Annotated in this window: 15 protein-coding genes; 3 read left to right on the top strand and 12 right to left on the bottom strand. The window is 55.0% G+C overall.

The window, feature by feature from the left end; translation table 11 throughout:
* Positions 1 to 88: 88 nt before the first annotated feature.
* The 11 genes from argD to CVE23_RS20465 all read right to left on the bottom strand — a co-directional run bounded on the left by argD (position 89) and on the right by CVE23_RS20465 (position 12914).
* Positions 89 to 1312 carry a bifunctional acetylornithine/succinyldiaminopimelate transaminase gene (gene argD / locus CVE23_RS20420; RefSeq protein WP_100850237.1) on the bottom strand — a complete coding sequence of 408 codons (1224 nt, stop codon included), beginning with the start codon at positions 1310 to 1312 and terminating at the stop codon, positions 89 to 91.
* A gap of 186 nt (positions 1313 to 1498) precedes the next feature.
* Positions 1499 to 2074: an aminodeoxychorismate synthase component II gene (locus CVE23_RS20425; protein ID WP_038664982.1), complete on the bottom strand. Its 576-nt coding sequence runs from the start codon at positions 2072 to 2074 to the stop codon at positions 1499 to 1501.
* A gap of 220 nt (positions 2075 to 2294) precedes the next feature.
* On the bottom strand, positions 2295 to 3425 hold the full coding sequence (locus CVE23_RS20430) for a helix-turn-helix domain-containing protein (protein ID WP_225622616.1): 1131 nt from the start codon (positions 3423 to 3425) through the stop codon (positions 2295 to 2297).
* 533 nt (positions 3426 to 3958) lie between these two features.
* Entirely contained in the window at positions 3959 to 4276 is a 318-nt protein-coding gene (locus tag CVE23_RS20435) for a helix-turn-helix domain-containing protein (RefSeq protein WP_107760597.1), read from the bottom strand.
* A gap of 264 nt (positions 4277 to 4540) precedes the next feature.
* Positions 4541 to 4690 carry a hypothetical protein gene (locus CVE23_RS22930; protein ID WP_022635150.1) on the bottom strand — a complete coding sequence of 50 codons (150 nt, stop codon included), beginning with the start codon at positions 4688 to 4690 and terminating at the stop codon, positions 4541 to 4543.
* 107 nt (positions 4691 to 4797) lie between these two features.
* Positions 4798 to 6762: a PatA/PatG family cyanobactin maturation protease gene (locus CVE23_RS20440; protein ID WP_100850239.1), complete on the bottom strand. Its 1965-nt coding sequence runs from the start codon at positions 6760 to 6762 to the stop codon at positions 4798 to 4800.
* 485 nt (positions 6763 to 7247) lie between these two features.
* Positions 7248 to 7874 (bottom strand): glycoside hydrolase family 19 protein, encoded by a 627-nt coding sequence (locus CVE23_RS20445; RefSeq protein ID WP_038664968.1) that lies wholly within the window; start codon positions 7872 to 7874, stop codon positions 7248 to 7250.
* Between the two features lie 211 nt (positions 7875 to 8085).
* The gene (locus CVE23_RS20450) at positions 8086 to 9228 is read right to left on the bottom strand and encodes an MFS transporter (RefSeq protein WP_038920422.1); all 1143 of its coding nucleotides are present in this window, start codon (positions 9226 to 9228) and stop codon (positions 8086 to 8088) included.
* On the bottom strand, positions 9225 to 10514 hold the full coding sequence (locus CVE23_RS20455; RefSeq protein WP_038920423.1) for a PDC sensor domain-containing protein: 1290 nt from the start codon (positions 10512 to 10514) through the stop codon (positions 9225 to 9227). Before CVE23_RS20455 ends, CVE23_RS20450 begins: the two co-directional genes overlap by 4 nt.
* Entirely contained in the window at positions 10511 to 11542 is a 1032-nt protein-coding gene (locus tag CVE23_RS20460) for a ligand-gated ion channel (RefSeq protein ID WP_038920424.1), read from the bottom strand. Before CVE23_RS20460 ends, CVE23_RS20455 begins: the two co-directional genes overlap by 4 nt.
* 1 nt (position 11543) lies before the next feature.
* Positions 11544 to 12914 (bottom strand): pyridoxal-dependent decarboxylase, encoded by a 1371-nt coding sequence (locus tag CVE23_RS20465; RefSeq protein ID WP_100850240.1) that lies wholly within the window; start codon positions 12912 to 12914, stop codon positions 11544 to 11546.
* Positions 12915 to 13372: 458 nt separating this feature from the next.
* On the opposite strand from CVE23_RS20465, the gene pelC reads away from it, so the two are divergent.
* From pelC to pelZ, 3 genes are all read left to right on the top strand, one after another.
* Positions 13373 to 14500 (top strand): pectate lyase PelC, encoded by a 1128-nt coding sequence (pelC, locus tag CVE23_RS20470; protein ID WP_049854221.1) that lies wholly within the window; start codon positions 13373 to 13375, stop codon positions 14498 to 14500.
* A 578-nt stretch (positions 14501 to 15078) separates the two neighbouring features.
* Positions 15079 to 16203, top strand: a complete 1125-nt coding sequence (pelB, locus tag CVE23_RS20475; protein WP_049854222.1) for a pectate lyase PelB — start codon at positions 15079 to 15081, stop codon at positions 16201 to 16203.
* A gap of 169 nt (positions 16204 to 16372) precedes the next feature.
* Positions 16373 to 17635: a pectate lyase PelZ gene (pelZ, locus tag CVE23_RS20480; protein WP_038920428.1), complete on the top strand. Its 1263-nt coding sequence runs from the start codon at positions 16373 to 16375 to the stop codon at positions 17633 to 17635.
* A gap of 250 nt (positions 17636 to 17885) precedes the next feature.
* On the opposite strand, the gene ppiA is transcribed toward pelZ, so the two are convergent.
* Positions 17886 to 18458: a peptidylprolyl isomerase A gene (gene ppiA / locus CVE23_RS20485; protein WP_038920429.1), complete on the bottom strand. Its 573-nt coding sequence runs from the start codon at positions 18456 to 18458 to the stop codon at positions 17886 to 17888.
* Positions 18459 to 18692: the final 234 nt, after the last annotated feature.

Here is an 18692-nt window from a genome sequence, read left to right on the forward strand (position 1 = left end):
TTATCATCCACCGGATCAACATCAGCCGGATCAAAAAGAGCGTGCCCAGGCACGCTCTTGTCGTTTTAGTGGAAAGAAAAACCGCGGCTTACGCGCCTTTCACCACCCGCTCCACTGCTTTTCCGAACAGCGCCATGCCTTGATCGATCTCTTCCGGGGTAATCACCAGCGACGGCACGAAGCGAATCACGTCCGGCCCCGCCACCAGAACCATCAACCCCAGATCCGCCGATGCCGCCAGGAAATCCCGGGCGCGGCCATGCCAGGCCGGTTTCAGCTGCGCGCCCAGCAGCAGCCCCATGCCGCGGATTTCGTCGAAAATATCGTACTGCGCGTTGATACTCTCCAGCGCGGACACAAAGCGCGCATGGCGATCCACCACTCCGGACAACACTTCCGGCGTATTGATCACATCCAGCGCCGCTTCCGCCACGGCGCAGGCCAACGGATTGCCGCCGTAAGTCGTGCCGTGGGTGCCGACCGCCATTACCGACGCGATCTCTTCCGTAGTCAGCATCGCGCTGATCGGGAAACCGCCGCCCAGCGCTTTGGCGGTGGTCAGAATGTCCGGCGTGATGCCGTAATGCATATAAGAGAACAGCTTGCCGCTGCGGCCCATGCCGCACTGCACTTCATCAAACACCAGCAGCGCCTGATACTGGTCGCACAGCTCGCGAACCCCTTTGAGAAACGCCGGCGTGGCAGGCGTGATGCCGCCTTCGCCCTGAATCGGTTCCAGTACCACCGCGCAGGTGTGGTCATCCATCACCGCTTTTACCGCATCCAGATCGTTAAACGGCACGTGCACGATGTCCGCCGGTTTCGGGCCGAAACCATCGGCGTATTTCGGCTGGCCGCCGACGGAAACGGTGAACAGCGTACGACCGTGGAACGACTGATAAAACGAAATGATCTTGGTTTTGTACGGGCTGTGGCGGGTAATGGCGTAATGACGAGCCAGCTTGAATGCCGCTTCGTTGGCTTCCGCGCCGGAGTTGGCGAAAAAGACGCGGTCGGCAAAGGTCGCATTAATCAGTTTGGTGGCCAAACGCAGCGCCGGTTCGTTAGTGAACACGTTGCTGGTGTGCCACAGGGTTTCGCCCTGCTCTTTCAACGCCGCCACCAGCGCCGGATGGCAGTGCCCCAGCGCCGTCACCGCGATGCCGCCGGAGAAATCGATATATTCCTTGCCCTGCTGATCCCAGACACGGCTCCCTTTGCCTTTTACCGGCACAAACTGCGCGGGTGCATAAACCGGAAGAATTACCTTATCGTAAGTATCCCGTGTTACTGCTGCTTTCTCTGTCGCCATTTGCTGCCCCGTTGTGATATCCGTGGTTTTCGAGTGAAAATATAGTCATTAAATATGCATAAAAAATCAAAAATACGCAATCATTAATCCGACATGCCCTAAATAGGAAGGGCCTGGTAATAACGCCGGCACACCTGCAACGTGAAGCATGACGGGTATAAAGCCGGATTTGCTCCCACTATCCCTCTATAAATCAAGGAAATTCTTCAGTAGCTGATGCCCCTGCTGGCTGAGAATGCTTTCGGGGTGGAACTGCACGCCTTCCAGCGGCAACGAGCGGTGACGCACTCCCATGATCTCATCCATTCCGGCGTCGTTCTCGGTCCAGGCGGTTACCTCAAAACAATCAGGCAGCGAATCCTGTTCCAGAATCAGCGAGTGATAACGGGTGACGGTCAACGGGTTTGCCAGCCCGGCGAACACGCCGCGGCCGGTGTGCCGCACCGGCGAGGTTTTGCCGTGCATCACCTGACGGGCGCGCACCACCCGTGCGCCAAATGCCTGCCCCAGCGCCTGATGCCCCAGGCACACCCCCAAAATCGGCAGCGTGCCGGCAAAATGGCGGATAGCCGCCAGCGAAATCCCGGCTTCATCCGGCGTACAAGGGCCGGGGGAAATCACCAGTCGTTGCGGCGATAACCGCTCGATGTCCGCCAAAGTCAGCGCATCATTACGCCTGACCAGCACCTCCGCCCCCAACTCGCAAAAATACTGGTACAGGTTGTAGGTAAAGGAGTCGTAGTTGTCGATAAGTAGCAACATATCTTTATCTATCAGCGGGTGAATGGCGTTACGCTCGTCGTAGACATCATACCTAACACAGCATGATGAAGAAGGAATGATGTCGAGTCTGAAGAGTTAAGACACGGTTGTCCAGATGCACATCTGAAACAGCCGGAGAAGGAAATAAATAAATGTGCGCCAATCCTGGGGAAAACCCGGCCATGCCATGACCGGGGACGTTAAGAAAGGGCGTCGGCTGTCACCCGGTTTCATCACGCAGCACCACCGGGTTGAATTTTTTCCGGAACTCGATGGGCGTAACGCCGGTATAGCGTTTGAACATCTTCTCAAAATGACTCAGGTCGCCATAGCCGCAATCCAGGTAGAGATTGGTGATCCGGCTCATGGGGTGGCACTCCAGCCGCTGGCAGGCATAGAAAATGCGGGTTTGATTCAAAATCTGCTTAAACGACAGCCGGAGGCTGTGCTTGAGCAGATAGGAGAGATGCGACGGGCTGATGTGGGAATTTTCCGCCAGCTCAATCAACGTTACTTCCTGCTGGAAATGCTCGCCCAGATACAGCAGCGCTTTGATTACCGACGGGTGAAACTGTTGCAGGGCGTCCTGATCACGGCTGAGCACCGCATCGCATAATGAACGGTTAATCCGCTGCCGCTCGCCTGACGGCGCCAGCTCCGTTCGGGCCACGATTTGCGGCAGAATACTACTGGCCTGCGCCAGGTCGATCTCGGCGTCGTCGCTGAGCATCAACAGCCGGGCGATACTGTGCCACAGTTGCCGCACATTGCCGGGCCAGTCGTAATGATGCAGGTGAAACAGCACCTCAGGATGCAATGTCTGCCGGATTGACTGACGGTACGCCTGCCAGGCGGCATGAATCAGTTCGGCGATATCCTGCGTTCGGCCTTTCAGGGCCGGTACTGACAGCGACTGGCAGCCAAACGCCGACACCAGTTGAGCAGCGGGCTGCGCCGACGACGCGCTGTTCTCCGCCGGCGCAGCAATCAGCCCGAACACCAGCCGTAGCTCGCTCCGCCTGGCATGTTCTACCCGAAGCAACGCCAGAGCCTTCTGCTGCTGCTGTTCGGTCAGCGTATCAAAACCAGGAATGCACAAGGTTAGCCGACGATCGTCGGGAATAGCGGCGAGTGCCTCCTCCAGCCGTTTCGTTGGGTCGCCCTCGCCGCTCAGTTCGACATAGCGCCCCTGCAACGCCTGAAGTCTGGCGCGAATATAGCCGGTAATCTCAGACAGGTCTGCGCCCGGCTCGCCAGAAAGCAAAATGGGTCTACCGGATAACATCAACCGATCGATTCGGTCACGCAGTACCGAAGGCAAAAAGATAAATTCCGGGATATGTCGCCCCACCGAATAGCCCATGAGGGGTATTTTTTCGGCAGGAATACTTTTTAATTTACCAGGTAGTATATTTTCTGTTTTCACGGGAAAATCCTTTATTCAACTCCTGCCAGTGCACATTTCACAATATCCCCGTCATGTTTCAAGCTGCAGGTGCGTTGGTTTTCCTGCAGTCAAATTAGTTGAGGTAATAAAATGCGCCCCTTCATAAGAAATGGCGTGACTTATGCAACACGCCCTTCTCATTCAAACCGCTATTTCGACAATCAAAATGAATCCGTAGATTCTGTCGACAGACTCTCTGGACAAACCCTGGTAAAAATAATGTAAATCCCTTTACTGATTTTTTACTCATTATCACCGTTGTATCGGGATAAAAATAAATGCATTCCCTGCCGGCATTAAAATCAGCCGAATAAATATTCGGCGCTATTGTATCGCTGAATAGGCCATTACTTTATTCTTATGCAACCACTCTTATCACAATGATAAAAACGGCATCATTCTTAAAACCATTAAAATATTATTTTCTATATCTACAATCAGATTTTATTCGCATCACGTAGAACCAGCATCTGATATAAATCAGCAAACAAAAATGCGATATATTTATACTCATCAGAATTAAAATCACAGGATGCGGGATCATGTGACTGCAGCACGAGGTTCTCCTCGGTGACATCAAAGAATTTTGCAAATTTATACAACGTTTGTCTGGAGATCGGCTTGCCTAACTCCGCTCTTTTTATTGTAGAGATAGAGATATAACACTTTGATTCAAGGCTTTGTTCTGACAGTTCCTCCTGACTTAATTTTTTTTTAACCTGAGGTCTTTGATCACTGCTGTGTTCACCATAAATCCGTTGTTAGACATACATTCCCCTCTGCAATCAAAATCAATACACCTTTTCATGGCTTCATTTCCAAATACCAGACCACACTCACGACAGGTTGATATTTACGCACACCAACCACAATAAAGCATACCAATTAGTTATGATGTAAATTCACCTAACCTAATATCCCCTGATTTTGACAACACAATTAACACCAGACTACATTTAATTATTTATTTTTATTATGAATAAATGGTGCATGACCATTCGGTCATGCACCATTACTGATTAGCTCAGTACGCCGGACAGCGCGCCCTGGCCTGCTTTTTTCAGCAGATTCAGCGCCTGGCCCCAGAAGGCCGGGTTAACGCCGGACGCTTTGGCTTCGGCAACACGGTTAGCGCGATTAACATTCTGTGCTTGGGTTGGAAGTTTCATGGTTATTTCTCCTTGAGTGTATTTGCATTACGTTTTGGGGATATCCCCAGGTTAATGCCACCGACTGGCGGCAAAGCTGAAAAACGGTATGGTTCGGCAGGCCGATATTAATAGGCATGCCAGCTGCGCAGCGTACCGATGGTGACCGGCATGACATCGCTGACGTCAATGGTGTAGCGATACAGTTTGCGTGCGGCGGTGAGGCGTTCTTTCGGGTTGAAGAATTCCAGCACCACGTCCCAGCAATCGGATTCCGGACGGCTGACCGGGCTGCGTTCCGCGCCGATCTTGTTCAGGAATAACCCTTCGCCGAAAGCGTCGTCGAAGATTTCCTTCATCTGATAAGCGTTGGTGGCCGCATAGTTAATGGCGCGTTCATTCGACTCGTAACCCCGGTTACGCAGTTCGTAATAAATGCGGTTGATGAAGTTGACCAGTTCCTTGGATTTCGGCGTGCCGACGGCGCTTTCCCCCATCAGCATCTTGGAAATATCCTGGGATTCCCAGTTGAACATGCCGCGTAATACCGGGCTGATGGTGGGGATCACCTGGCCGTTGAACAAACGGGTTTCGCCGCTGATAATCCCGGCGATGGAAACGCGCTCCACGCCTTTGGTTTCCTGTTCGTACAGGAACTCCACCAAACGGGCATATTCCAGCACCGCGAACTGAGCATCCGGTTTAATGGCATAAACCGGAATGCCGTCAATTTTCAGCGTCCAGATAAGCGCGTTGGATTGTTCCGCATTATCACCGGTATTCAAGTGCTCAGCCATTTGCACCGGGTCAAACGGGTAGCCGCTTTTATTTCCCATCACCTGGGTAAAATAATCCAGCCGCGCTTCGGTACCGAAGTCATAGCCGACCTGGCCGATGACAAAGATCTTTTCCTGATCGCGGACCGTGCGCGCATCCAGCAGCGAGGATTGCGGCATAACCCGCCGGGCCGGAGCATGGACATAGTGATTGGCTGCCGGATCGCTGATTTTCGATAACGACAGGCCGGCGGCGCGCGACGGGGCGCTCGCTTCCGGGCTCAGGCTGGAAGGCGCCAGCACCTCATCGTCATCCAGCTCGATATCCTGAATGTCCTGCTGGGCGTCGATAATCGAGGGAACCAGCAGCTCCACGGCGGCGGGTTCAACCATTTTCTCTTCAGTTGACATGGTGGTGATCCTTTTTGGTGGTTGGTGATAGAATTCCTGTGCTATTTGCTGGAATAATTTCTGAATATTTAATCGGTATACAACAGACTCCCGATTACCTGCCGTTGACAACACGAGTGGGGTGGCTGTGTTAAACAGCACGTCCCGAATCATTTTTGACGCACGACGATCGTTTGCTACATTCATCGCCCTCATGATTAATGCCGAGACCGCCGACACCACCGGGGCAGAAAAACTGCTACCAGATACAACAGACAGATCATAATTCGGCGTAGCAACAGGGATTGATACACCAGATGCCAGCAACATTTTCTTTCTCAGCTTCACCCCGTAATTATTAAATGAGGCGGGCAATCCCTCTTTATCACAAGCGCCGACGGCTAAAACAAAATCCATCGACGCCGGTAATGACTCACTATTACGGCCTTCATTACCGACAGCGGCGATAACCAATACGCCTTCTTTTTCGCAATCGTCGACAGCTTTGCGTAATTCATCCGTTCCCTGGCCATTAACCGATAATGACGCACCGCTAACGTTGATAATATTGCACCCCTTTAAACGAGCATCACGAATGGCTTTCGCCAGCGTACGCTCAGAGCAGCCATGAATATTTCCCCACTCGTCTTCATGAAAGACGGGAATACTCAAAAGTGTTGCCGCCGGTGCGATGCCAACGCCCTTTCCACCGATAATACTGGCCACAGCCGTACCGTGTGAGGTGCTTTTATTTTTCTGCACAGAAAGGCATTCAATATTTAAATGATTTAATATCGGATGCTGGCAATCAATGGCGCCATCAATAATACCGATTTTTATTCCTTCTCCATTTATCCCCAATTGCTGTAAATCAGAAAGTGGGTTATTCAATAATGCATTATGAGTGTTCGACGGGTGCATCATCATTCTCTTTCCTGAATATGGAATTTAAAATCCCCGGTGTTTGTATACCATTCCGTTTGCAAGAGAATAACAACCGTGATTATCGCACAAGTTATCAGCAATCATTCCGGTTATATTTTCTTTCACTCTGGAACTGGCGCAGAACATTCACACAGCAAATACGGTATTTCTCAATAAATGCTCGTCATCGTTTTATTGTTTAAAAACGTTCTGACAAGTTGAGCATTTATCTTAGGCTAATAAATTTATAGTAGCCTTACTTAAAAAATATTTTGGTATCACTTTAGTATCAGTTTTATCAGTTCTATGTAGCTCAGTAGGTTACATAGAACTGATAAATAAAATACTGAACGTTTATTGAATGACGATCTCCTTTGTAAAACGGATAATTATTCGTTCCGGCGCGGCGAATGCCTGTTTCTGATAAAACCGGAGCTGCCTGCAACCCCGGAATTCCCGCTTACCAGACTGGAACCGCCGGCCGCTTCTCAACCAAAAGCGCGCTTGGCTTTTGCCAGATAGTCCTTACGGTCTGCCAGACCATTAAGGCCGCCATTAATCCGACGGGTAATGCCATTGACGTCATCCTGATCGGCCAGCGCGTTCAGTCCGTTCTTTTTCCAGAACCAGATCGCCGCCGCCACCGACACCGACGGGTTCTGGCTGATCAAATCCGGGTTCGTCACCAAATCCTGGCCGATGGCGCTCCCGCAGGTGCGGTAATTGTCACGCCCCGTCAGCTGAATCAACCCCCGGCCGCGGTACTTCCAGCCATCTCCCGTTTCCGTCGCGCCGTTGCCCAGCCGGTTGGCGTAAACAATGTTGGCGATCGACTCCGGTTTGCGCTCACACTGCGCGGCCATCTCATCGGTGGTGAAATAGCGCCCAAACACCGAACGCAGCCCTTTGGCGCTGTAGTTCAAATTCTCCACCCGCGCACGCAGTTCATTACTTTCATGCGCGATCTGGGCGACAAAGTGCGCAAAACGTAGCGGGGTGTTGATCTCCGCCGCATTGCACTCCTGCTGCAACGCGGGCTGGAACAGCGCGAGGTCGTCCGCACTGGCCGCCGTCATTACCTTTTTTAATTTTTCCTGGCTGATTTCAAGAGTCATCGGGTTTCCTCCTCAATTGCTTGACGCAGTCAGTTTGCAGAGGAAACACGCTCCCTCTCTTGGGTAAACATCGGCAAAAAGCAGGGGAACATGCAGTAAACCCGGAGAAAATAAGGACATGATGAACCAGTCCCCGGCAATACGCCGGGGATCGGGAAGAGAAACACCGCGGGCAATGCCCGTACGGTGCGGGCTCATTAAGAAGAGACGTTTATTGAAAAGGCGTCTGGTGTTCGACCAGTTCCCACACCAAATAGCAGAGAAACGCACAACCTACCGCTACCAGCACCATCGTCATGCCTTCCGGCCCCATACGGTCCATCATGAAGCCGATGCCAATCAGACCGGCGATGCCGCCTAGTGAATCCATCATGGTGTAGCTCATGTTGGCGGACATCTGCTGCTGTGGATGAAAGCGATCGCCGATCAGCGACAGGCCGATGCTGTAAACGCCGCCCATACTACCGCCCCAGATATACAGCAGCACCAGCGTAGCGCCGTAATCGGCATACACCGCCAGCGCCAGAAATACCGCGCAAACCACCGAACAGAAAATGCAGAACACCACGATCCACTGCCGGTTTACCCAATCCGACAGCAGGCTGACCAGCATCCCGAGCGTGACGCTGCCCAGCATGAACATGGTCATCAGCAACGACGCCCGCTCCTCCGTCAGCCCGTCGCTGATGCCATACAGCGTCAGGAAGTTGGGCAGGCCGTAGAAACTGACGCCGCCGACCAGCGCGGACACCAGAATGGCGCGGGCATGGCGGCAGACAAAGCGAAAACGCACCGCGGACACCGTTCCCGACAGTGGATTGATGTGGGCGATCCACACCAGCAGCAGCGCGCTCAGACTGAGCAGCGCGGTCAGCCAGAACCGCTGCGACATGGAGACCTGCGTCAGTTGCAGCAATACCGGTCCCAGCGCCACCCCCAGCGACAGCGCGGCGGAAAACAATCCCATGATGATGCCGCGCCGTCGCAACGGCAGTTGATTCAGCCAGGTCTGCAACAGGATCAACTGCATCCCGGTGCACAGACCGTATCCCAGAATGCTGACCAGCCAGCCGGGGTAAAATTGTTGCCACGCCATACTGGCGCACAGGCTGGCGCGCAACAGCACCAGCAGCAGCGTCGACCACATCAACCCCATCCGCTGGATGATGCGGCTTAGGCGCTGGTGGAACAGCAGCACGCCAATGATTTCGCAGGCCATCGCCACGCCGATCCACAGATTATTATGGCCCTGCAGGTTCATCAGCACCGGAATGGTGACGTAATTGATGCCGGAAACCAGTTGGATCAGGAAGGTCTGCACGATTAACAGTATCGGTAGTAAACGCGGCATCATAGCGCCTCCGGATATTTAGGCACTCGCCAGCTCAGCAACAACTGGCCGCGCGTCACCTGACGGATCGTCACCTGCGCGGATTCCGCCTCCGCCTGCCAGCGCAGAAAACGCCGCCACCAGTCCGGCTCCTCAGTCACAGCGCCGTTCGGCTCGCCGCACCGCGTTAGCCGGACATCCAGCACCCAATACAGCAAGGCCTCTTCCCTCTGGCTGACCTCAATCGTCAGCGGTTGCTGCGCCAGTTGCCGCCACAGTTGAAAGCTCTGCAGCCAGAAACGGTGACAACAGTCTGGCGAAAAATGCGCCTCCAGCGCTTCAGTCGACGCAATCGCCAACACCGAATCCGGGCAGGGAAGCAGCGACGGCGCCGCATTGCGCCACCACTCGCTCAGGCTTGCCTGCTGTGCCTGCTCGCCTCCCGACAGCCAAGGTTCGGCAGCCGTTGCCGCCAGATACGCCGGCGGCCGGTCATGGTCGCCGCCGCGCAGGAACAGCAGCGGCAGCGGCCAGTCATACAATCGCTCCAGTTGCGAAGGCGATGTGGCGTGCAGCAGCGCGCTGTAGGCCTGTTCGCGGCTTGCCAGTTGCACCCGGACCTGCTGGCTGCTGCGCCGCATCCACCACACCGCCAGCCCGACAACCAGCCCGAGAAACAGAATGGTGCTGATCGCCTTGCGAAATACCTGATTGAGCGCTTCCAGCCGCTGATAAAAGCTCGATAGCTCCAGATCCATCGCCAGTACGCCGCGAAACTCGCCTTGCTGGTCATAAAAAGGCGCGTAGGCGCTGATGAAAGAGCCCCACTCGTCCCGATACGGCTGGTCCGACACCGCAGCTTTGTGCTGCCGCAATGCGTCCACCAGTTCCGACGGCGCGTTGTCATACACCTGCATCAACGCCGGAGGCAGGTCCGGCAGGCCGTCGCCATCGTTGTCGTTCTGCGGGCTGGGGTTCACCACAAACCGCACCTTGTCCTGATCCAGCACCGTGGTATAGATGTAGCGCACATCCTGCGATGCCTGACGAATGCGTTCCAGTTGCACCGCCAGTTGCTGATAAACCGGATCATCGCGCACGGTGCGCGCGGTAATGTCCTGATGCCGATCGCCGGACAGGGTGGAGGCCGCCGCCCGCACGTTCGACAACAACCCGATTTTGATCTCCTGTTCCAGCGTACTGATCGACTTGTGGTAGACCATGTAGGTAGAGAATCCCAGCAGCCCGATAAAGATCAGGCTGGCGAACAGCGCTTCCGCCAGCGCCGCCCGTGAAGGTGAAGCGCTCATAGCGTAATCCCCCGTATAATCAACACGCCGCCAATCGCCAGAAACCCGAGAGGAAAGGCCAGGCGGCAGCGGTGTATCAACAGATCGTCTTCCACGCCGTTCGCCTGACGGTGGTGGGCGAAAATAATCAGCAGGATCGCCGCGAAAATGCTGCCATACCCGGCGATGATCATCTGGTCGATGACCGTGGTGTAAGGCAGGCGCGGCAGAATATTGCTGGTGTAAAACGCATAGGCCACTACCGTCAGCATCAGAGTGAACGAGGTTTGCAGTCGCTCGGAGAAAGACTCCAGCCAGAACACGCTCCAGGACGCAGCGATAATCAGCCCCAGCGGCAGAATAAAACTCCACAGGTAGTACGACGGGTTGCGCACGGCGTCTATCCGTACCGTAATGCGGGAGAACTCGTTCTGATTGGGCTGTACGCTGCTCAGGTGGTCGTAACGAATATCGCTGATGTGGGTAGAGGCTTTGCCCCGAATCCACCATTCGTCGATCTCTTCGTTATCAATATTTTCGGTGTAGACCTGTATGTCGCTGAACCGCAGCTGCTGGTTGTTATAGGAAAAAGGCTCCAGTTCCAGCACGAACTGTTGACGATCAAACGGAAACAGCCGGAAGTCCATGTCATTGCTGAATGAGCCGAGAAAGCGGGCGTTATAAATGACCCGCCCGTCGGGAAACAGCATCAGGCGTTTATTGCCGGTGTCCGGGCTGCCTACCACGTTGATGAATTCCAGCGCCGGCACCCATAATCCGTTATTGATCCATCGCTCGATCTGGTTATTTTCGACAATCAATGGCTTATCGCCCGGCGTTTTGCGCGGTTTTCCGGTCCATTGCGCCACGATGTAGCCATCGACCTTGTAGGTCTGCTCCAGCGTGTTCACGCCATAGATCTTATTGATAAAAATGCTCACACTCACATCCACCGGGCGGGCATCCGCCGCGCTATCCGCCGGCGCGGACCACGCCGGCAACCCCATAAGCAACAAAACAAGCCCGCAGCATGACCACAGAATCCGCATCTCACACCTCCCCGGCCGATGGAAAAGCGCCTGGCTGACCCAGCGCCCACAACAGGTTGTCCACCAGCGCCCGATGGCAATGCGGCAGCACCACCAGATGGCAGAAGAGCGCAGGCTTGCCCTGCACCATCAGTTGTTCGCTGGACAACGAGAAACGCTCGATGATGGACGGACTGGGCGCGCTGAACTGCACCATCAGCGAGCCGCTGAGTAACGGTTGCAGAAACAGTCGTTCCCGGCCGGGATCAAGCCGTTCAAATAGGTACCGAAGTTGCTGGTGAGCGTAGCGCTGTATGTCGTGACAGCGGCGGATCATCTCCCGCTGCCCCTGTTCGCCGAGGCGACACAGTTGGTTCCACAACACCACCGCGGATAGGCCGGGGCGCGAACCGGATAAGGTCGAGTCTCCGCTGCCGATATAATTCGGGCGGCTGAGCGCCACCGCGCGATACGGCGCCGACAGCATCACCACGCCGCACGGCCACGGCATGCTCAGCCATTTGTACGGGCTGGCGCAGATGGAGTGCAGCGACGCCGCCTGCGCATCAATCGCCAGTTGGCGCCCTTCCGGTTCCGGCCAGAACGGCAGATAACTGGACGACAGCGCGCCATCCACATGCACCCAGTAACTGCGCTGCTGCGGCGTATTGGGCGGCAGGCGCTGCCGTAGTTGCGTGGTAATCTGCGGCCAGTCGTCGCAGGAGCCGCTGAAGGTGGTGCCGCTGGTCAGGCAGACAATCACCGGCCGCCGGTAGCGATGAAAAAACATCACCAGTTGCAGCAGGCTCTCCACATCGATTCGCCCGGCGTCGTCGCACGGTACCGCTCGCGGCCACACGCCGGCGTTGATTGGGCAACGCCCCAGCGTCGGCCCGGCTTCGGCAGGCGTCGCCAGTTGCAATACCCGGCAGGCTTTCGCCAGCGAATAGTGGCTGTGGTCGGAATACAGCACCACCGGCGCGTAACGCGCATGCGTCATGGCCGGCCAGTGCGTGGTAGCCGCGCCACACAGAAAATCGCGCGCATTCCACAGCGCGAACAGATTGCCTTCGGTCGACCCCATCGCGGTCAGGTATCCCCAGTACGGCGACGGCAGGTTCCACAGCCGGGCGTAATAATCCAGCACCGCCCGTTCAAAACGCTTGCTGTTAACCTGATAGGCACCGGGCTCCATGCTGTCTCCCAGATTCAGCAGATTCATGTCCAGCAGTGGGCGCAATCCGGCGTCGAACTCTCCCTGTTGGTTGGTCTGAAACCCGGCGAAATGTCGCCGCTGCTCCTCCATACGCGCGGTGTAGGTCCGCAAAATTCGCCTTCGCACCACATCGTGCATCCCTTCGGACAAAATTGTTAATTCATCAATTGGTTGCATATCCTCTCCGTCTGCTCATTTCAGCGATAAAAGCAGGGTAAGGAATCGCCCGGTTAGCGAGCGCGGCTGTTCAGCGTGGAAATACGGCGAAATGCGGGAGAGAGGAAGCAGACGTCAGCAACAAGGTCAACCGGCGAGCCATCCAGAATGCCAGTGACCGATTTCACAGTTCATGCCAAACCAAAACCATGAGCATGACTAAACAATTATTCCCCGCTTTCATTATGGGAACACGTTAGCGTGAGCCTGCTCAAAACTATTAAAAGATCTCTTCGATCCAGATAATGAAATGGCATTTCAATTATTGAATTGTGCGATTTTTACACTAAAAATGAGTCTGGCTGCCGGCATACTTTGATTTCTCTTACCAATGCATGCCGACTCCACCCTCAATACGGGCGAAGGGAATAGCACATGCCCGCAACATATTTATGGTTTAGAGAAAAGGAACACACGCTATGAAATCACTCATTACCCCGATTACCGCTGGACTGCTACTGGCACTCAGTCAACCGTTGCTGGCCGCCACCGACACCGGCGGCTACGCCGTTACAGCAGGCGGCAACACGACAGGCGCCGTCAGCAAAACGGCGACGTCGATGCAGGATATCGTCGATATCATCGCCGCGGCCCGTCTGGATGCTAACGGCAAAAAGGTGAAAGGCGGCGCGTACCCGCTGGTCATCACCTATACCGGTAACGAAGATTCGCTGATCAACGCCGCTGCCGCCAATATCTGCGGCCAGTGGAGCAAAGACGCCCGCGGTGTGGAAATCAAAGAATTCACTAAAGGCATCACCATCATCGGCGCCAACGGCTCTTCCGCCAACTTCGGTATCTGGATTAAGAAATCCTCCGACGTGGTGGTGCAAAACATGCGTATCGGCTACCTGCCGGGCGGGGCCAAAGATGGCGACATGATCCGCGTTGACGATTCGCCAAACGTCTGGATCGACCACAACGAACTGTTTGCCGCCAACCACGAATGCGACGGTACGCCGGACGGCGACACCACCTTTGAGGCCGCGGTAGATATCAAGGGGGCTTCGGACTATGTCACCGTGTCCTACAACTACATCCACGGCGTGAAGAAAGTCGGTCTGGACGGTTCCAGCAGCAGCGACACCGGCCGCAACATCACTTATCACCATAACCGCTACAACGACGTCAACGCCCGTCTGCCGTTGCAGCGCGGCGGCCTGGTGCACGCTTACAACAACCTGTACAGCAACGTAACCAGTTCCGGCCTGAACGTGCGCCAGAACGGTCAGGCGCTGATCGAAAGCAACTGGTTCGAAAACGCGGTGAACCCGGTGACGTCCCGCTATGACGGTAAGAACTTCGGCACCTGGGTGTTGAAAAACAACAACATCACCAAACCGGCCGACTTCTCTACCTACAGCATCACCTGGACGGCGGACACCAAGGCTTACGTCAACGCGGATAGCTGGACTTCCACCGGTACTTTCCCGACGGTGGCCTACAGCTACAGCCCGGTCAGCGCGCAGTGCGTGAAGGACAAACTGGCTAACTACGCCGGCGTGAGCAAAGGCCTGGCGACGCTGACCAGCGCAGCCTGTAAATAATCCGACAGCGAAAGCCGGGCATGAAAACAGCCCGGCTGACGCCCCATCACCGAGCGGGCCACACGCCCGCTCTTTTTCTTCTTCGATACGCAGCCAGGCCGTCATGGCACCTTATCACCATGAACCCGATGCGGAACGCTACCGGCTATGCACGTTGCCTTATGCCGCTTTTCACGCTAATTTGATAATTAATCATCTTTTAATTATCAAACGTTATAACTAAGTGGTCAGAACTCCGGCCGCCAAAAGTGACGTCTGTCAAAATTTGCAAAAACATAATCACCACTAATAATGAACCGCCGTTCCAACTATTGAAATGTCCCCCTTTTGAGCTAAAACTGAGCACAGGTTGATTCGTGCGATTCGGTTTTACTTATCTATCCCCTAAATATTCGGGTTGCGGGCAGACGGCAACCGGCAAACCCCAGCGACAGAAGCAAGTGACTGGGGTGAGCGAGGGTCGTCGGCGCGTTCGTAACCTGAAACATGGCCGGGATACCCCTGCCGCACCAACCTATAAAGGGCATGTGGAACGATAAATGCCCATCTCACATTTTTCAAAAACAGGAATACTACTCATGAAATCATTCATTGCCCCGATTGCCGCCGGTCTGCTGCTGGCCTTTAGTCAATCCAGTCTGGCTGCGACAGGCGGTTATGCCACCACTTCCGGGGGCAACGTGACAGGAGCCGTCAGCAAAACCGCAGCATCCATGCAGGACATCATCGATATCATCGATGCCGCCAAACTCGACGCCAAAGGCAAAAAGGTGAAAGGCGGCGCGTACCCGCTGGTCATCACCTATACCGGTAACGAAGATTCGCTGATCAACGCCGCTGCCGCCAATATCTGCGGCCAGTGGAGCAAAGACGCCCGCGGCGTGGAAATCAAAGACTTCACCAAAGGCATCACCATCATCGGCGCCAACGGCTCTTCCGCCAACTTCGGCATCTGGATCGTGAACTCCTCCGACGTAGTCGTACGCAACATGCGTATCGGCTACCTGCCGGGCGGCGCTCAGGATGGCGATATGTTCCGTATCGACAACTCGCCGAACATCTGGCTGGACCACAACGAACTGTTTGCCGCCAACCACGAGTGTGATGGCACCAAAGACGGCGACACCACGTTCGAATCCGCCTTTGACATCAAGAAAGGCGCCACTTACGTCACCATTTCCTACAACTACATCCACGGCGTGAAGAAAGTCGGTCTGGCAGGGTTCAGCGCCTCTGACAGCGCCGAACGCAACATCACTTACCACCACAACATCTACAATGACGTCAACGCCCGTCTGCCGTTGCAGCGCGGCGGTAACGTACACGCCTACAACAACCTGTACACCAACATCACCAGCTCTGGTCTGAACGTGCGTCAGAACGGCAAGGCGTTGGTCGAAAGCAACTGGTTCGAAAACGCGGTGAACCCGGTGACGTCCCGCTACGACGGCAGCAATTTCGGCACCTGGGTGCTGAAAAACAACAACATCACCAAACCGGCTGATTTCGCTACCTACAACATCACCTGGACGGCGGATACCAAAGCTTACGTCAACGCCGATAGCTGGACTTCCACCGGTACTTACCCGACTGTGACCTACAGCTACAGCCCGGTCAGCGCACAGTGCGTGAAGGACAAACTGGCTAACTACGCTGGTGTCGGTAAAAACCTGGCCGAGCTGACCAGCTCAGCTTGTAAATAATCGGTTCCCGTCAGCCACGCTGATGTCTGGAACCCCATCCGCCCGGCAAGCCCGGGCGGATAGCGGAGCCACTATGGAGCGGGGGAGCGACATTCGCTCGCCCGCTTTTTTATCTCGCCGTGTCACTAATGCCAGACAGGACACGACCCGGCATAAGGAGCAAGCCATTATGAAACATACCCTTCTGTTTGCTTTACTGTTCAGCACCAGCGTCCTGACCGCTCAGGCCGCCAGCACCGCCGCCCCCGACCTGAAAGGATTCGGAACCGAGACGGTAGCGGGCAGCGGCGGCAAAATCATCCGCGTGACTACGCTGGCCTCCAGCGGCGCCGGCTCGCTGCGCGAAGCGCTGGCCACCAAAGGCCCGCGCATTATCGTGTTTGAAGTGGGCGGCGTGATCGACATATCGGATAGAGACATCCGGCTTGCCGAACCTTACGTCACCATTGCCGGTCAGACTGCACCGTCGCCGGGCATCACGCTGGTCAAGGGCGGCATGATGATCTCCACCCATGACGTACTGATACAACATATCCGTTTCCGCATCGGCGATAACGGTCACGCCAAGAAGAGCGGCTTTGAGAAAGATGTGTCGCTCTACGGGCCGGACGCCTATAACGTGGTGGTAGACCACTGTAGCTTTGCCTGGGGCACCGACGAAAACCTGTCGGTTTCCGGGCCGCGTTACGATGGTCAGTCCGGTACGGCTCATAACGTCACCTTCTCCAATAACATCATTGCGGAAGGCCTGTACGACTCCAGCCACTCCAAAGGCATTCACTCGATGGGCACGCTGGTCCACGATAACGTGACCAACGCGGCGATCATCGGCAACCTGTACGCCCACAACAACGAGCGTAACCCCTGGTTCAAGGGCGCGACTACCGGCGTGGTGGTCAACAACCTGATCTACAACCCAGGCATCTGGGGTATTCGTGTCGGTGCGGTGCAGAGCGAATGGGAAGGCCGCTCCCTGCCGGTGAACGCCAAAGTGGCGATCGCCGGTAACGTGATGTATCACGGCGCCAACACCAAGTCCGGCCTGTCGCTGGTCGGCAGCAACACCACCGGCGGCGATGTCTGGATGAGCGACAACCTGGCCTTCGACAAATCAGGCAAGGCCGTGGCGCAAACCTCCGGCACCGGCATCAACCTGCTGAAATCGGCGCCGGTATGGCCCACCGGGCTGACCGCGATCAGTTCCTCGTCGGTGGTCAATCAGGTGACGCAGCACGCCGGCGCTCGCCCGAAAGATCGCGACGCGGTGGATAAACGCATCGTCAGCGATTTCCAGAAACGCAGCGGCACCTTCGTCAACAGCCAGAGCGAAGTGGGCGGTTACCCGACCGCAGCGGCTACCCAACGTACTCTGACAGTCCCGAGTACCGGTGTGGACGCCTGGCTGCAGCAAATGGCCAAAGAGCTGGAATAACGTCGGCTTTTATCCGTTCAGTGCAATAAAACTTTACCGGCGAATGCCAGTCACGCTAAGTGGCTGGCATTTAACATTTTGTTGGTGGGGTAGCGTTGCCTGATGGCTAAAGACGTGTCTTTATCAGCCTGCGCTGATTAAAGATAGGAAGCGGACGCTTAGCGCCGGTTGAAATAAAAAATCCCCTTACCGTTCAACGGCAAGGGGACAGCGTTAACCTCTCATCAGGACATGTCAGGTCAGTAAACGATTATTTCTTAATGATTTTCGCTGACTGAATCACAATCGGTTTGGAAGGCACGTTCTGGTACGGCCCCACATTTTCTGTCTGAACCTGAGAAATCTTGTCAGCTACTTCCATGCCTTTCACCACTTTACCGAAGACGGCGTAGCCAAAATCACGCTGGCCGTGATCCAGAAAAGCGTTGTCCGCGACGTTGATGAAGAACTGGCTGGTGGCGCTGTCTTTTTCGCTGGTGCGCGCCATGGAAATGGTGCCGCGCAGGTTACGCAGACCATTGTCCGCTTCATTCTTGATCGGCGGATTGGTGGGTTTCTGCTTCATATCGCTGCCGAAACCGCCGCCCTGCACCATGAATCCCGGAATTACCCGGTGGAAAATGGTGCCGTTGTAAAACCCGCTGTTGACATAATCAACAAAGTTTTTCACGGAAACCGGCGCTTTTTGGTCGTCCAGAGCCAGCTCAATGTTGCCCGCGGAGGTTGTCAGCAACACATGGGTGGACGTGGTAGCGGCAAAAGCCGGTGAAAAAGCGGTCAGAGAGAGTACAGTTACTACCGCTGCCAATATACGTTTTGACATGAAGAATTCCTTTTGAGGATCAACGACAGAAAGCGTACCGATTTTAAATAGCCACACCTTTCTGCGCTACCCATTTACCTTTTTTTACGCGATCCCAGCCACCCATTGGCGATAAAAAGAGCACTATTTGCGCTCTTAACCCCCCACAGGACACACGATGGCGACAATCGCGCTCCCCCGATGCCGGATTCCCGCTGCCGGGGGAGGTAAAAACCGTCAAAAGGAAGACGTCTG

This window comes from Dickeya fangzhongdai (assembly GCF_002812485.1).
Classification (GTDB): domain Bacteria; phylum Pseudomonadota; class Gammaproteobacteria; order Enterobacterales; family Enterobacteriaceae; genus Dickeya; species Dickeya fangzhongdai.